At 65.8% G+C, this 14,468-nt stretch carries 11 protein-coding genes; 7 read left to right on the forward strand and 4 right to left on the reverse strand.

Going from position 1 to position 14,468, the window contains the following annotated elements; genetic code table 11:
* From CCR82_RS17375 to CCR82_RS17410, 7 genes are all read left to right on the forward strand, one after another.
* Nucleotides 1-1,580, forward strand: a 1,580-nt coding sequence (locus CCR82_RS17375) for an Ig-like domain-containing protein (RefSeq protein WP_201247079.1), incomplete at its 5' end; no start/stop codon positions are given.
* A 175-nt stretch (nt 1,581-1,755) separates the two neighbouring features.
* The gene (locus CCR82_RS18810; RefSeq protein WP_242513577.1) at nt 1,756-3,732 is read left to right on the forward strand and encodes a M61 family metallopeptidase; all 1,977 of its coding nucleotides are present in this window, start codon (nt 1,756-1,758) and stop codon (nt 3,730-3,732) included.
* Nucleotides 3,733-3,855: 123 nt separating this feature from the next.
* Complete coding sequence (locus CCR82_RS17390; protein ID WP_242513578.1) at nt 3,856-4,947, forward strand: biotin--[acetyl-CoA-carboxylase] ligase; 1,092 nt, start codon at nt 3,856-3,858, stop codon at nt 4,945-4,947.
* Nucleotides 4,948-5,122: 175 nt separating this feature from the next.
* On the forward strand, nt 5,123-6,934 hold the full coding sequence (gene typA, locus CCR82_RS17395) for a translational GTPase TypA (RefSeq protein WP_201247080.1): 1,812 nt from the start codon (nt 5,123-5,125) through the stop codon (nt 6,932-6,934).
* A gap of 21 nt (nt 6,935-6,955) precedes the next feature.
* Nucleotides 6,956-8,017, forward strand: a complete 1,062-nt coding sequence (gene dusA / locus CCR82_RS17400; RefSeq protein WP_201247081.1) for a tRNA dihydrouridine(20/20a) synthase DusA — start codon at nt 6,956-6,958, stop codon at nt 8,015-8,017.
* Nucleotides 8,014-8,919: a DMT family transporter gene (locus tag CCR82_RS17405; protein WP_201247082.1), complete on the forward strand. Its 906-nt coding sequence runs from the start codon at nt 8,014-8,016 to the stop codon at nt 8,917-8,919. The genes dusA and CCR82_RS17405 overlap by 4 nt, the downstream gene beginning before the upstream one ends.
* Before the next feature lie 87 nt (nt 8,920-9,006).
* Entirely contained in the window at nt 9,007-9,540 is a 534-nt protein-coding gene (locus CCR82_RS17410) for a DNA-deoxyinosine glycosylase (RefSeq protein ID WP_338073205.1), read from the forward strand.
* A gap of 25 nt (nt 9,541-9,565) precedes the next feature.
* Here CCR82_RS17410 and pap read toward each other — a convergent pair whose 3' ends face one another.
* The 4 genes from pap to CCR82_RS17430 all read right to left on the reverse strand — a co-directional run.
* Nucleotides 9,566-11,122 (reverse strand): polyphosphate:AMP phosphotransferase, encoded by a 1,557-nt coding sequence (pap, locus tag CCR82_RS17415; RefSeq protein ID WP_201247084.1) that lies wholly within the window; start codon nt 11,120-11,122, stop codon nt 9,566-9,568.
* Nucleotides 11,123-11,243: 121 nt separating this feature from the next.
* Complete coding sequence (locus CCR82_RS17420; protein WP_201247085.1) at nt 11,244-12,755, reverse strand: GGDEF domain-containing protein; 1,512 nt, start codon at nt 12,753-12,755, stop codon at nt 11,244-11,246.
* Nucleotides 12,752-13,189, reverse strand: a complete 438-nt coding sequence (locus CCR82_RS17425) for an acyl-CoA thioesterase (protein ID WP_201247086.1) — start codon at nt 13,187-13,189, stop codon at nt 12,752-12,754. Before CCR82_RS17425 ends, CCR82_RS17420 begins: the two co-directional genes overlap by 4 nt.
* On the reverse strand, nt 13,186-14,468 hold a 1,283-nt coding region (locus tag CCR82_RS17430), incomplete at its 5' end, for an aminotransferase class V-fold PLP-dependent enzyme (RefSeq protein WP_476702793.1). The genes CCR82_RS17425 and CCR82_RS17430, both read right to left, overlap by 4 nt.

Below are 14,468 nucleotides of genomic sequence, written 5' to 3' on the forward strand. Positions count from 1 at the left end.
GCGATGATGACGACGACGACGGCGATGATGACGACGACGACGGCGATGATGACGATGACGATGATGATGATGACGAAAACGCACCACCTGTCGCTACCGACGACAGCGGCACGACCGACATCAACACCCCTGTCACCCTGAGCGTGCTCGCCAACGACAGCGATCCCGACGGCGATACGCTCGGACTCGCCAGCGTCAGCGCCCCGGCCAACGGCAGCGCCGTCATCAACAACGACGGCACCATCACCTACACCCCCGCCACCGACTTCACCGGCGAGGACAGCTTCAGCTACACCGTCACCGACGACGACGGCGCCACCGACAGCGCCACGGTGACAGTGACCGTCGAAGGGGATGGTCCTCCGCAACCCCTGCCCAAAGGCGAGCCCAATGCCTACTACACGCTCACCAATACCACCTCTGAGGAATTCTTCCTCGCCATCGGCCTAGACGCCCAACTGCTCGGCGATACGGCTGGCAAGACCATCAACATCCCCACTGGTGCCATCGCCCGCAGGCTAGACCCCAACACCACCGTCAACCTCGAGGACGCGAGCACCGACTATATCCTGCAGCGCAACGGCACCACCCTGGAGATCTTCGACAGCACCGGCGCCCCGGTCACCTCCCTCAGCGCCTCGAGCACCGAGACCTCGAGCTTGCGCTTCAGCGACGGCGCCGCCGACCTCACCTTCGAGGGCGGCAATCTCGTCATCGGTGGCACCACGCTCAGCGACGAGGAGCCGATCGCCGGCGGCACCTTGAGCCTGGATGACACACCCACCTCCAGCGGGGTCTTCACCGGAGTCACCGATCTTGCCGGCAGCGCCGAGGCCACCGCCTTCCTCACCCTCACCGACACCACCCCTGCGACCTTCACCCTCGGCGAGGGGCTGGTGGTCGAACTGCTTGGCAACAGCGCCGGCAAGACGATCAACATTCCCCAGGGGGCTGGTGCCGACGGCGTTGACCCCAACACCACCCTCTACATCGAAGGCGCCAGCAGCGTCTTCACCTTCAGCCGCAATGGCACCATCCTGGAGGTCCGCGATGAGGCCGGACACCTCACCGCTGGGGTCAAAGGTTCCAGCGCCGAGACCAGCACCTTGGTCTTCGCCGACGGCTTCCTCGAACTCGCCGTGGCCGACCAGCAGCTCACCCTCGGTGGCACAGCCTTCACTGACGGCCTCAGCGTGTCCGGTGCTGAGCTGACGGTCGACTCCAGCGAGACCTCTGAACCGATCTTCGGCAATGTCATCAACCTCGACGCCCTCGGCGGCACCGTGCAGACCCCCGCCAGTGCTGATGCTGGCGACGGCGCGCTGACTTTCTTCGATAACATCGCCCTCGCCAGCCACACCGAGATCAACGACTTCGGCGCCGACGACACACTGATGCTGCAAGGAGTGAGCGCTGCTGATGTCGACGTCAGCGTCGCCGACGACGCCACCACCTTCGCCTTCGACAACGGCGCAGGTGATGTCTCCCAGATCGTTCTGCTCGGCGTCGCTGGTCCCTTCACCTCCGTGGCTGAGTTCAATGCAGCTAGCGACAGCTTTGGTGATGTGATCTTCGCCTGAAGGCTGTGAAAAACCTCCCGCCGCTGGCCAGCCTAGTCTGGCTGGGCGGGTTAGGAGAGTCCGATGCCATGCTGGAACGGTATGGATGGCTTTGGTCGGCGCGGCTCATCGCACCGATTTGCTACCGTAGAGCGCAATCGTCCGCACAGATCATCAGAAACAAGGCCTCCACCTTATGTCCGCATCGGCTCCGCTGAAGTACCGCGTCATCCCCCGACGTCCCGAGGCTCACTGCTTCGAGGTCGGGCTCGAGATCCCCGAGCCGGAAGCGCCCAGCTTGCAGGTCTCGTTACCGGCCTGGATTCCCGGTAGCTACATGATTCGGGATTTTGCGCGCAATCTGTTGAGCATCGAGGCCGAGCAGGCCGGACGCCCGATCGCGATCGAGAAGCTGGACAAGCAGACCTGGCAGCTCTGTGGGCTCTCGGCGCAGGCCGGGCCGGTGCGGCTGCGCTACGAGGTCTATGCCTGGGAGCTGACCGTGCGCTCGGCGCATCTGGACCGGCATCACGGCTACTTCAACGGCACCAGCCTGTTCCTCCGCGTGACCGGGGCCGAGGATCGACCCTGCGCGGTCGAACTGCTGCCACCGCCCGCGCTTGAGGAGGGTCACTGGCAGGTCGCCACCAGTCTCGCGCGCGATGGTGCGCCGGCCTGGGGATTCGGGCGCTATCGGGCCGATGACTATGCCGACCTGATCGATCATCCGGTCGAGATGGGCGTGTTCGACCGCATCGCGTTCAAGGTCGAGGGCGTGCCGCACTGGATGACCATCAGCGGCCGCCATCGCGCCGATCTACGGCGCCTGACGCTGGACCTGCCGCGCATCTGCACCGAGCATGCGGCCCTGTTCGGCGAATTGCCGATCGACCGCTACCTGTTCCTGACCCAGCTCGTCGGCGATGGCTATGGCGGACTGGAGCATCGCTTTTCGACCAGTCTGCTGGCCAATCGCGATGATCTGCCGGCGCCGGCCTGGCCGAGCGAGGCCGGAGCGGCTGGCGCGAGCACGGCAGAGAAGGCTGTCACAGAGACCGGCTCGACCGAAAGCGCTCAAGCCAAGCACGCCCAGACGCAGGCGCAGCCGGCGATGCAGGCTCCCGAGCAACCCTCGGAAGGCTATCGGCGTTTCCTCGGCCTCTGCAGCCATGAATACTTCCATCTCTGGAACGTGAAGCGCATTCGCCCGCGCGCCTTCGCCGAGCAGGGGCTCGAGCGCGAGGTGCATACGCGCCTGCTGTGGGCGTTCGAGGGCATCACCTCCTATTACGATGATCTGGCGCTGGTGCGCAGCGGGGTCATCGATGCCAAGGCTTATCTGACCCTGCTCGCCGAGCTGATCACGCGCGTGATGCGCAACCCTGGGCGCCTGCGCCAGAGCGTGGCGGCGTCCAGTTTCGATGCCTGGACGCGGTTCTACAAGCAGGACGAGAACGCGCCGAACGCGATCGTCAGCTACTACGCCAAGGGCGCGCTGATCGCGCTGGCCTTGGACCTGACCCTTCGCGAGGGCACCGAAGGCCAGAACAGCCTGGACGATGTGATGCGCGCCCTCTGGCAAGACTACGGGCGCACTGGCATCGGTGTTGGCGAGCGCGGTGTCGAGCGGGTCGCCGCCGAGGTCAGCGGCCTCGATCTCACCGGCTTTTTCGATCAGGCACTGGATTCGACCGAGGATCTGGACCTGGCGCGCTTGCTCGCCACGGTTGCGGTCGAGCTGCGTCTGCGCCCGGCGACCGGTGCCAAGGACAACGGCGGCTGCGTCGAGCGCTTCGAGCCGGCCTCGCCACGGCCCGAGATCGGCGTGCGCCTGGCGCCGGACACGGCCGAGGCGCGGCTCGGAGTGGTGCTCGACGGCCGGCCCGCGCAGCGCGCGGGGCTCGCGGCGGGGGATCTGATCGTCGCCGTCGACGGGCTGCGGGCAACCGCCGGCAACCTGGATGCGCTGATCACCCGCGCCGCCGGCACGGGACCGGTCCGGGTGCATGCCTTCCGCCGCGATGAGCTGTTGGAGATGCAGGTGCTGCCGGAGCCGGCTCCCGAGGATACCTGCGAGCTGCGGCTCGATGCGGACGCCACCGAGACCCGCCGTGCCCGGCGCGCGGCCTGGCTGGCGTCGTCGATGAAGCAGACGCGCCGGCCTGAGTCTTGATGATGGATGCTGAGGAGGCCTGAGGTTGCATAGCCTGACCCGCACCCTTCGCACGCTCGTCGCGACCCGCTCGATTGAGAAGGTGATTGGGCGAACGACCGGGCGGACGGCTGGACCAGCGAGATGACCGCCATGACCCCGCGCGCACGCGCGCTCATCGAATTGCTCATAGATGGGCAGCCGCATTCGGGAGCGGCGATTGCCGACGCCATTGGGATCAGTCGCACGGCGGTGTGGAAGATCCTGCATCAGCTTGATGACGAGCTTGGTCTTGGCCTCGAGTCGGTGCGCGGACAGGGCTATCGGCTGCCGGAGCCGCTGGAGCTGCTGTCGTCGGAGGCGATCTGCTCCAAGCTTGATCGGCCGGCACGGCAACGGATTGGGGCGCTCGAGATCCTCGATGAGATCGACTCGACCAATGCCTATCTGCTTGAGCGTGGTCGGCAAGGGCGATTCAACAACGGCGAGATCTGCCTGGCCGAGCGCCAGAGCGCGGGCCGCGGGCGACTCGGGCGGCACTGGGTATCGCCGTTCGGGCGCAACATCTACCTCTCGATTCTTTGGTGTTATCCGCTGGCCCCGGCGCAGCTTGGTGGGCTCAGTCTGGCCTGTGGCGTCGCCATTGCGCGTGCGTTGCAGGGACTCGGCGTTGAGGGCATCGGGCTCAAGTGGCCGAACGATGTCCACTGGCAGCGGCGCAAACTGGCGGGTTTATTGCTGGAGGTGGCTGGCGAGGCGCAAGGGCCGAGTCGAGTCGTGGTCGGTGTCGGGATCAATCTTGGGCTGCGCGCTGCAGATGCCGAAGCGATCAATCAGCCTTGGGTGGACTTGACCGAGGTCTGCGGTGGCGAGAGGCCCACCAGCCGCGCAGCCCGTCGCGGCAATGGCGCCGGTTGCCATTCCCCTAACCGCGATGTTCCTGTCTGCCACGTCCCTAGTCGCAATGTTCTGGCAGCGACGCTGATCGATCACCTCACCGCAACCCTTTTGCGCTATGCTGACGCCGGGCTCGCCCCCTTCCTTGAGGACTGGCGCACGTTCGATGCCTATAACGGTGAGCCGGTGGTCTTGATCGCCGGCCAGCAGCGGATCGAGGGCTGGTATCGCGGTATCGATTGCCAAGGTAATCTCCGACTCGACACTACCGAGGGCCAGCGTACCTTTGCCGCTGGCGAGGTTAGCGTGCGCCTAAAGCCTTCCGCGCCTGGCTTATAGTCTTTCCCCCACTCGGTGAGTCTGGCCGAGATGCCTGGATGCTGCTTTGGAAATCAGGGATTACGCCGCGTTTCGGTGCATAATAAGTGCCGTCCCATCGCCCATCCTTGCCTCATCGATTTTGTGTCGGCCAATGGCTCGATCCGCTGTTGGCCGCTTTGGAGTTTTTCGTCCCGTGACCGAGCAATTACGCAACATCGCCATCATCGCCCACGTCGATCATGGCAAAACCACCCTCGTCGATGAGCTGCTGTCCCAGTCGGGCACGCTCGGCGAGCGTTTCGGCCCGGTCGAGCGGGTCATGGACTCCAATGACCTGGAGCGCGAGCGCGGGATCACCATCCTGTCGAAGAACACCGCGATCGACTGGAACGACTACCGTATCAACATCGTCGACACCCCGGGTCACGCTGACTTCGGCGGCGAGGTCGAGCGCGTGCTGTCGATGGTCGACTCGGTGCTGCTGCTGGTCGACGCCCAGGAAGGGCCGATGCCGCAGACGCGTTTCGTCACCAGCAAGGCCTTCCAGCATGGGCTGCGGCCGATCCTGGTGGTCAACAAGGTCGACCGGCCCGGCGCACGGCCGAGCTGGGTGGTGGATCAGGTGTTCGACCTGTTCGATCGGCTCGGCGCGAGCGATGAGCAGCTCGATTTCCCGATCATCTATGCCTCGGCCATCAACGGCTATGCCAGTCTCGATGAAACTGTGCACGAAGGCACCATGACGCCGCTGTTCGAGGCCATCGTCGAGCATTGCCCGCCGCCGGAGGTGATCCCGGACGCGCCCTTCCAGATGCAGGTCTCGACGCTGGACTATTCGAGCTTCGTCGGCGCCATCGCGGTCGGCCGCATCCGTCGCGGCATCGTCAAGCCGAATCAGCAGATCACCGTGATCAAACGCGACGGCCGCACTCACAAGGCCAAGGTCGGGCTGGTCTACGGTTATCTGGGGCTGGATCGCTTCGAGGTGCCGAGCGCCCATGCGGGCGATATCGTCGCGCTGACCGGCATCGATGCGCCGAATGTCTCGGACACCCTGTGCGACCCAAATTCGGTCGAGGCGCTGCCGTCGCTGACCGTCGACGAGCCGACGGTGTCGATGACCTTCCAGGTCAACACGTCGCCCTTCGCCGGCAAGGAAGGCAAGTACCTGACCTCGCGCCAGCTCAAGGATCGGCTCGAGCGCGAGCTGATCCACAACGTCGCGCTGCGGGTGGAGGAGGGCAATGATCCGGAGAAGTTCCGCGTCTCCGGCCGCGGTGAGCTGCACCTGTCGATCTTGCTCGAGAACATGCGCCGCGAGGGCTATGAGCTGGCGGTCTCGCGCCCGGAGGTCATCTTCCGCGAGATCGACGGCCAGATCTGCGAGCCCTATGAGCAGTTGACCGTCGATGTCGACGAGACCAGCCAGGGGGCGATCATGCAGGCGCTCGGCGAGCGGCGCGCTGAGCTCAAGGATATGGTGCCGGACGGCAAGGGCCGGGTGCGCCTTGACTACGAGGTGCCCTCGCGCGGGCTGATCGGCTTCCAGACCGAGTTCATGTCGCTGACCTCGGGCACTGGGCTCAAGTACCATGTCTTCGACCATTACGGCCCGGCGCACTCGGGCGGCATCGCCAAGCGGCACAACGGCGCCATGATCGCGAATGCCCAGGGTAAGGTGCTTGGCTATGCGCTGTTCAATCTACAGGAACGCGGCCGGATGCTGGCGGCGCCGGGTGACGAGGTCTACGAAGGGCAGGTGGTCGGCATCCATTCGCGCGATAATGACCTGGTCGTCAACCCGCTCAAGGCCAAGCAGCTCACCAACATCCGCGCCGCCGGCTCGGACGAGAACATCCTGTTGACCCCGCCGGTGCGCTTTAGTCTTGAGCAAGCGCTGGAGTTCATCGAGGACGATGAACTGGTTGAGATCACCCCGACGGCGATTCGCATCCGCAAACGCTTTCTGAAGGAGCACGAGCGCAAGCGTGCCGGGCGGGGTTGAGTTTTCGCTTCAAGCTGCTCGATGAGCCTGAACCCCACAGCGTTGTTAGATCGCCGCCTGTCCGTCGCGCCGATGCTCGACTGGACGGATCGGCATTTTCGCTACTTCGCTAGACTGCTCTCACGGCACACCCTGCTCTACACCGAGATGGTCACCACCGGCGCGTTGATCCATGGCGATAGCGCGCGTTTCCTGCGCTACGATTCGGCCGAGCATCCGCTCGCACTGCAACTCGGCGGTTCCGATCCCGCCGAGCTGGCACGCTGCGCGCGCATGGGCGCTGACTGGGGCTATGACGAGATCAACCTCAACGTCGGCTGCCCATCGGATCGGGTACAAAACGGACGTTTCGGCGCCTGCCTGATGGCCGAGCCGGCGCTGGTCGCCGACTGCGTCGCGGCGATGAAGGCAGCGGTGTCGATCCCGGTGACGGTCAAGAGCCGCATCGGGATCGACGATCGCGATAGCTATGAGGAATTGGTCGCTTTTACCGAACAGGTAGCCGCGGCCGGCTGCGATGCGCTGATCGTACATGCGCGCAAGGCCTGGCTGCAGGGTCTGAGTCCGCGCGAGAACCGTGAGGTGCCACCGCTGCGCTGGGGTTGGGTGCTAGCATTGAAACAAGACTTCCCGACGCTGCCGATGGTGTTGAACGGTGGCGTCACCCGGCTCGAGCAGGTCGAGGAGCTGCTGAGCGAGCGGCAGCTCGACGGCGTGATGATCGGCCGCGAGGCCTATCAGAATCCTTGGCTGCTGGCCGATGTCGACCGGCGGCTCTTCGGCACCGCGAATCCGGTCTCGACACCGCAACAGGCGTTGGCCGCTTTCCTGCCCTATGTCGAGCGCCAACTGGCCGAGGGCGTGCCACTGGCATCGATGACGCGGCATCTGCTCGGCCTCTTCCACGCCTGTCCAGGCGCCAAGGCCTGGCGGCGAACGCTGAGCGAGCAGGCGCATCGTCCGGGCGCGGGGATCGAGGTGCTGACCACGGCGGCATCCCGAGTGAGTCCACGCGCGTCCGAGTCTGAGTCCGAGTTCGTGGATTGTGCATCCTTTGGGCGGCATGCGGCTGGCGCTCGATGAGCTGGCTGCTGCTCGCGCTGCTCTGCGCCTTCAGCGTGGCCTCGGCCGATGCGGCGACCAAGGCCTGGCTGCAGGGCTTCTCGGCGCGCGAGCTGACCCTGATCCGCTTCACCCTCACCGGCGCGCTCTTGTCGCCGCTGCTGTTCTGGCTGCCGGACCCAAGCGCGTTGCCCGCGCCATTCTGGGGATGGCTCGCGCTCCTAGTGCCCCTGGAGATCGGCGCCATGCTGCTCTACATGGCGGCCATTCGTGATCATCCGCTCTCGTTGACGCTGCCGTATCTGGCCTTTACGCCGGTGTTCTCGATGGTGATCGCGGCGCTCGTGCTCGGCGAGCGGGTAAGCCTAGCCGGCTCGATCGGCGTGGTGCTGATCGTCGCCGGCGCCTGGCTGCTCAACGTCGAGCACGCGCGGCGCGATGACTGGCGCACCTGGCTGCGACCGCTCGGTGCGATCCGCTGGGAGGCCGGCTCGCGTATGATGCTCGGCGTGGCGCTGCTCTATGGGCTGACCTCGACCCTGGGCAAGGTGGCCTTGCTGTATCTGCCCTCGGCTGCGTTCGGCGCCCTCTATTTCGCCGTGATCGGCCTGCTGGCGATACCGCTGTTGCTGCTGGTGCCGCTCGGCGGGGCGCGCTCGTCGTCGCGCTCGGCGTTGCGGCGCCTGGCCAGCCGACCCGGCGCCGTGCTGGCGGTCGCGGCGCTCAATGGGATCATGGTCATCACGCATTTCATGGCGCTGCGCCTGACCGAGGTCGCCTACATGATCGCGGTGAAGCGCAGCAGCCTGCTGTTTGGCATCCTCTACGGCGTGCTGCTGTTTCGCGAGCCGAATCTGATCAATCGCCTGCCGGGTGGGTTGCTCATGGTGAGCGGTGTCTTCGTCATCCTGCTGGCCGGATGAGCGGCGCTCCTGCAGAGATCGATGCAGTGCGTGCTTGTGCCTGTGATCGGATCGCGTAAGGTTGCCAAAGTGCAAACGGCTGATGCTGTGATCAACACTGCCGAGTCCGAGCTGAAAACCGCCTTTCCGCCGATCGTCGCCCCTGACGCACGGCTGCTGATCCTGGGCTCGATGCCCGGCGAGGCCTCGCTGCGCCAGCAGCAATACTATGGCCATCCGCGCAATGCCTTCTGGCCGATCATGGGCGCGCTACTCGGGATTCCACCGCAGGCTGACTATGACGTGCGCTGTGCGGCGCTGCAGGCGCACCGGATCGCCCTCTGGGACGTGATTGCGGCCTGCGCGCGCCCCGGTAGTCTGGATCAGGCGATTCGCTCGGAGACGGTTCGCGTCAATGACTTCGCCGCCTTCTTCGCCCTGGCCCCATCGGTCGATCACCTCCTGTTCAACGGCGGCACCGCCGAGCGTGAGTATCGCCGCCGGGTGCTGCCGACACTTCCCGCGCGGTATCGGCAGATGACGACGCATCGCCTTCCCTCGACCAGCCCAGCCAATGCCGGGCTGCGCTTCGAGCAGAAGCTCGCGGCCTGGCGTCAACGGCTGGAGTGGCTGGCTGGCTAGAGCCGCCTGTGGGGCCGGCTGAGCCTCAGTGCTCGCCGTCGCCCGACTGATAGCCACAGCGGGCGATACCTCGACCGGGAATCGGGCTCGAGTCATCATTGAGCGCCGCGCGCAGCCGATCGCAGACGGTCTTCAGCACCTTGATACGCGCAAACGGCTTGTCGTCGCCCTCGACCAGGGTCCAGGGTGCGTATTCGGTGCTGGTGCGGGCGACCATCTCGTTGACCGCCACCTTGTAGAGCGGCCATTTCTCGCGGTTGCGCCAGTCCTCATCGGTGATCTTGTACTGCTTGTAGGGGGTGTTTTCACGATCCTGGAAGCGCCGTAGCTGCTCGTCCTCGCTGACATGGAGCCAGAACTTGAGCAAGATCGAGCCGTTCTCGACCAGCTGTTCCTCGAAGTCGTTGATCTCGGTGTAGGCGCGGCGCCACTCCGCTTCGCTGGCGTAGCCCTCGACGCGCTCGACCAGGACGCGCCCGTACCAGGAGCGATCGTAGATGATGATGTTGCCGGCGCGCGGCAGATGGCGCCAGAAGCGCCACAGATAGTGATGCGCCTTCTCCTCGTCGGTGGGCGCGGCGATCGGGATAGTGCGATAGAGGCGCGCATCGAGCGCATGGGTGAGACGGCGGATGGCGCCGCCCTTGCCACCGGCATCGACCCCCTCGAACACCAGCACCGTGGTGCGCTGCTTGCTGTAGGCCGTCCAGGCCAGCTCATTGATCTCGCGCTGATAGTGCTTGAGCGCCTCCTTGTAGTCATCGCGCGCGAGGGTTTGGCTCAGGTCGAGCTGATCGAGCAGGGTGATCTGGGCACTCGCCGACTCGGGCAGGTCGAGCGGATCGGCGGTCGCCGGCGGCTCGGTGGGCAGCGGCTGCTGGAGCCGGGCGCGGATGGCTTGCAGCAAGGTCTTGCCGACGGTGAGATCGCGATAGCGTTTGTCCTCGGCCTCGATCAGATACCAGGGCGCGATGCCACGGTCGCTTTGGCGGATGATGCGCTCGGCGACGTACTCGAAGAGTTGATACTGTTCGCTGAACTTCGATTTCTTCGGCAGCATCTTCCAGCGGCTGCGATCATCGCGCGAGAGCTCCTTCAGCCGCGTCTTCTGATCCTGCTCCGAGAGGTGGAACCAGAACTTCACCACCAAGGCGCCGTCGTGGGTCAGTGAGCGCTCGAAATCGACGATGCGCGCCAGCTCGGCATCGAGCGCGGCATCGTCGCATTCGCCCCGGAAGCGCTGCTCGATCGGCGCCAGATACCAGCCGCCGAACAGGATGGCGATCTCGCCGCGCGGCGGCAGGGTGCGCCAGAAACGCCAGTAGCGCGGCCGTTCGCGCTCCTCGTCGCTGAAGTCCCAGAACGCGAAGGTCTGCATGCCGCGCGTGTCGAGCCATTCATTGAGGCGGTTGACGACCTCGCCCTTGCCGGCGGCCTCGACCCCGGCGACGATGACGATGACCGGGATATGGCTGTCGCGCAGAGTGCGCTGGACCTCGAGCAACTGCGTGCGCAGCTCGTCGCGCTGCGCCTTGAAATCCGCCTTGCTGACCGTGCGGCCAACCTTTGCTGCCTCAAACATCTGTCTGGTACCCACTGAAGCTGTGCTGTCGAATCCTCGCCGGCTCGAATCATCGCACGCAGCGCCGATGGCTGATAGTGGCCGGTGGTCAGTGCGCGCACCGAATGAGGGCGCGCAGGCGCTAGGCGGCGCGTTTCATGCGCGCCTTGTCCGCGTACATATTCTGATCCGCCGCGCGCAAGGTGGTCATCTCGTTATCGCTTTTCGAGGCGCCGGGGAAGAGGGCACGCCCGACGCTGATCGACAGTCTGATCTCCGGATAGCCTGGCACGCGGTTGGCCGCGACCTCCGCTTTCCACTCCGCGATGATGGCATCGGCCTCTTGCTCGGTGTCGATGTCGGCGAGGATGACGACGAATTCATCACCGCCATAGCGGGCGACGATGTCGCCCTCGCGCGAGCGGCCCATCAGCACCCAGGCGACCACCTTGAGCGCCTCGTCGCCGGCGTGATGGCCGAAGCCATCGTTGACCTGCTTGAAGTCGTTGAGATCGATGAAGGCGAGGCAGTGACTGTCTCCCCGGCGCGCGCTGCGGTGGTACTGGCGATGCAGCGCGTCCTCGAAGAACGCCCGGTTCAGGGCCCCGGTGAGGCCATCGCGGCTGGATTTGAAGCGCAGACTCTGCGCGTCCGCCTGCAGCGCCTCCTTTTCCTCGAGTTCGGTGAGGAGGCGTTGCGTCACCTGTTCCGATTGGGCCAAGGCCGCGCGTTGGCCCGACACCGCCGCATTGGCGAAATAGGTGATCGCGCCGACGGCGATCATGGCGACCTGGTATTCGGCGGCGCTGGCGAGCAAGCCGAAGGTCGAGGCCGAGTAGGCCAGCGCGAAGGCCAGGAACGCCAGCACCACATAGACGATCGGCGAGCGCGTCTTGTAGATGGTCACCAGCAGCGCGATGACCATCGCATACACGGTGAACGACAGGCCGACCTGGTCGGGATAGCTGTAGGACAGCAACCCGCTGACCAGGAACAGGAGCAACGCCAACGGCAGATAGAGCAGATCGCGCAGCGGCAGGTGCTTATGGTGGACCTCGTCCTGGTAAACGCATTGGTAGCGAAGATCCGCGCCGACCAACTCGAGCGCCATCAGATGCAGGTAGATCAGCGCGATGCTGAGGCAGACCGCCGCGACCATGTCGCCGATCCAGCGCGTGGCCAGGATCTCCTGGATCTGGGCGTAGGGCATGCCGCCGAGAAGATGCACACAGTAGGCGCCCACAAACGCCGCCCCGGCCGCCGCGAAGGGAATCATGAGCAGGAAGCGCATGATATGGCTGGGATTGCGCGGGTCGAACGGGCCGTTCGTCATGCGCTGCAGCAGATACACGCCGGCCCAGTACGGCATGGCGTGGGCGAGTGGATAACACAGCAGCTGCAGGAGCGAGAGGATCGGGTCCGCGCCCTGCGCGAAGGGCGAGTCGTTCAGCAGCGTCGTCGCCACCACACAGCAGAACACGATGGGAAAGGCCCGGCTTCCCAACAGCAGGAACAGGGCCACCGAGAGCCCCGCCGGGGCATACCAGAAACTGGCATGCGAGTGGGAGGCGAGAAACGACGAGAGCTGGAACAGGATCAGTTGGAACGCGATCGAGAAGACCAACAAGATCGCGTAATTCCTCGACAGCATCATGTATCACCCGGCGTCGGTAGGCGGCGTGGACGACCGGCGGCATCGACGGCGACGAAGACCAGCCGACCCGTGGCCACCTCGCGCGTCGCCTCGGGCCGTGAGGCCCGCCGCGCCCAGGCGCTGATATCGACGGTGATCGAGGTCTGACCAGTGTGCTCGACCCGGGCGTAGAGATCAACGAGGTCGCCGACCCGGATCGGTGCTCGGAACTGGAAGGCATTGATGGCCACGGTCGCCACCCGGCCCTGGGCGCGGGCGACGGCCAGGGTGGCGCCGGCGATGTCGGCCTGCGCCAGCAGCCAGCCGCCGAAGATATCGCCATCCGGGTTGGTATCGGCCGGCGCCGCGAAGACGCGCAGCGCGAGCTGCCACTCGCTCGTCTCCAGGGGCAGGGCCGGAGACGGATGGGTTGCTGGCAAGGCGGCCTTGTTCATGACGTCTGCTTGGTCAACGCGATCGCCCGCGCCAGATGCGCTTCCGGGGTATGGAAATGCGGCGAGAACCGCAGTCCACCCCCCCGGCTCGCGCACATCAAGCCCTGTTGCATCAACCGTTGATACAGTCGCTGCTGATCGACACCGGGCACGCGGAAGGTGAGGATGCCCGCGCGCCGGGCCGGCACTCGCGGCGACAGGAGTTCGAAGCCGGCCTGGTCGACGAGTTCGACCAGACGCGCGATGCGCGCCTCGATCGCCGTGGCGATGGTCTCGGCGCCGGTCTCCTCGAGCAGCGACAGGCTGGCCTCGAGGGCATGGATGCCGAGCATGTTCGGGCTGCCGCACTCGAAGCGCCGCGCGCTCGTCGCCGGCTGCCAGTCCGGGCGATCGAAGGCGCCCATGTCCTCGACCATGTGCCAGCCGAATTCGGTCAGACGCAGCTGCGCGCGCAGCTCCGGCCGACACCAGAACAGCGCCAGCCCTTCCGGCCCGAGCAGCCACTTGTGACCATCGGCGACGAGGAAGTCGACCGGGCTCTCGGCCAGATCGAAGGGCAGGGCGCCCAGGCCCTGGATCGCATCCAGGCAGAGCAGGATGCCGCGCGCGCGGCAGGCTGCGGCCAGCCGGGCGATGTCGAGGCGTTGTCCGCGTTCATACTGGACCCAACTGATCGCGAGCAAGCGCGTGCGCGCATCGCAAAGCGTGAGGAGTGCGGCTTCGGGATCAGCCGCCGGTCCTTCGCCGGCGGCGAGATCCAGGGTGCGCAGCTCCACCCCGCGCTCAGCCAATGTCTCCCAGACGATGCGGTTAGAGGGGAACTCCTGGGCGAGACTGACGATGTTGTCGCCGGCCTGCCACTCGAGCCCCTGGGCGACGAAGGAGAGACCTTCCGAGGTGCTTTTCAGTAACGCGATATCAGCCGCCGACGCGGCGCCGATCAGCCGCGCCGCGCGCTCGCGCAGCCGCTGCTCGACCTCAAGCCAGGCCGGATAGCGTTGCGAGCCGAGCCGGCCCTGCTCGGCGGCGAAGCGCGCGACCGCCGCGACCGTGCGTTGCGGCCAGGGCGCGATCGCGGCGTGATTGAGATAGATGAGGTCGGGATCGAGGTCGAAGTCCGGGTGCATGAGGTTGGCTGGTCGATGGCGGTAGTCATTATCATGCCAGCCATGGGGGCGGCGATGCCATGGGCATAGGCTGGAGTTATAATCGGCGCTCCTAGCCGCCGCTCCACCACCGACTCCCGCCCCGCCCAGGAAGCCCCATGCCCGCAGCCCCC

It is taken from the genome of Halochromatium salexigens, from assembly GCF_016653295.1.
GTDB classification, from domain to species: Bacteria; Pseudomonadota; Gammaproteobacteria; order Chromatiales; family Chromatiaceae; genus Lamprobacter; species Lamprobacter salexigens.

Excerpts from the sequence above, each read along its gene's own strand:
- CCR82_RS18810 (WP_242513577.1), top strand. The coding sequence starts at position 1,756 with ATGTCCGCATCGGCTCCGCTGAAGTACCGCGTCATCCCCCGACGTCCC.
- CCR82_RS17390 (WP_242513578.1), top strand. The coding sequence starts at position 3,856 with ATGACCGCCATGACCCCGCGCGCACGCGCGCTCATCGAATTGCTCATA.
- dusA (WP_201247081.1), top strand. The coding sequence starts at position 6,956 with ATGAGCCTGAACCCCACAGCGTTGTTAGATCGCCGCCTGTCCGTCGCG.
- CCR82_RS17405 (WP_201247082.1), top strand. The coding sequence starts at position 8,014 with ATGAGCTGGCTGCTGCTCGCGCTGCTCTGCGCCTTCAGCGTGGCCTCG.
- pap (WP_201247084.1), bottom strand. The coding sequence starts at position 11,122 with ATGTTTGAGGCAGCAAAGGTTGGCCGCACGGTCAGCAAGGCGGATTTC.
- CCR82_RS17420 (WP_201247085.1), bottom strand. The coding sequence starts at position 12,755 with ATGATGCTGTCGAGGAATTACGCGATCTTGTTGGTCTTCTCGATCGCG.
- CCR82_RS17425 (WP_201247086.1), bottom strand. The coding sequence starts at position 13,189 with ATGAACAAGGCCGCCTTGCCAGCAACCCATCCGTCTCCGGCCCTGCCC.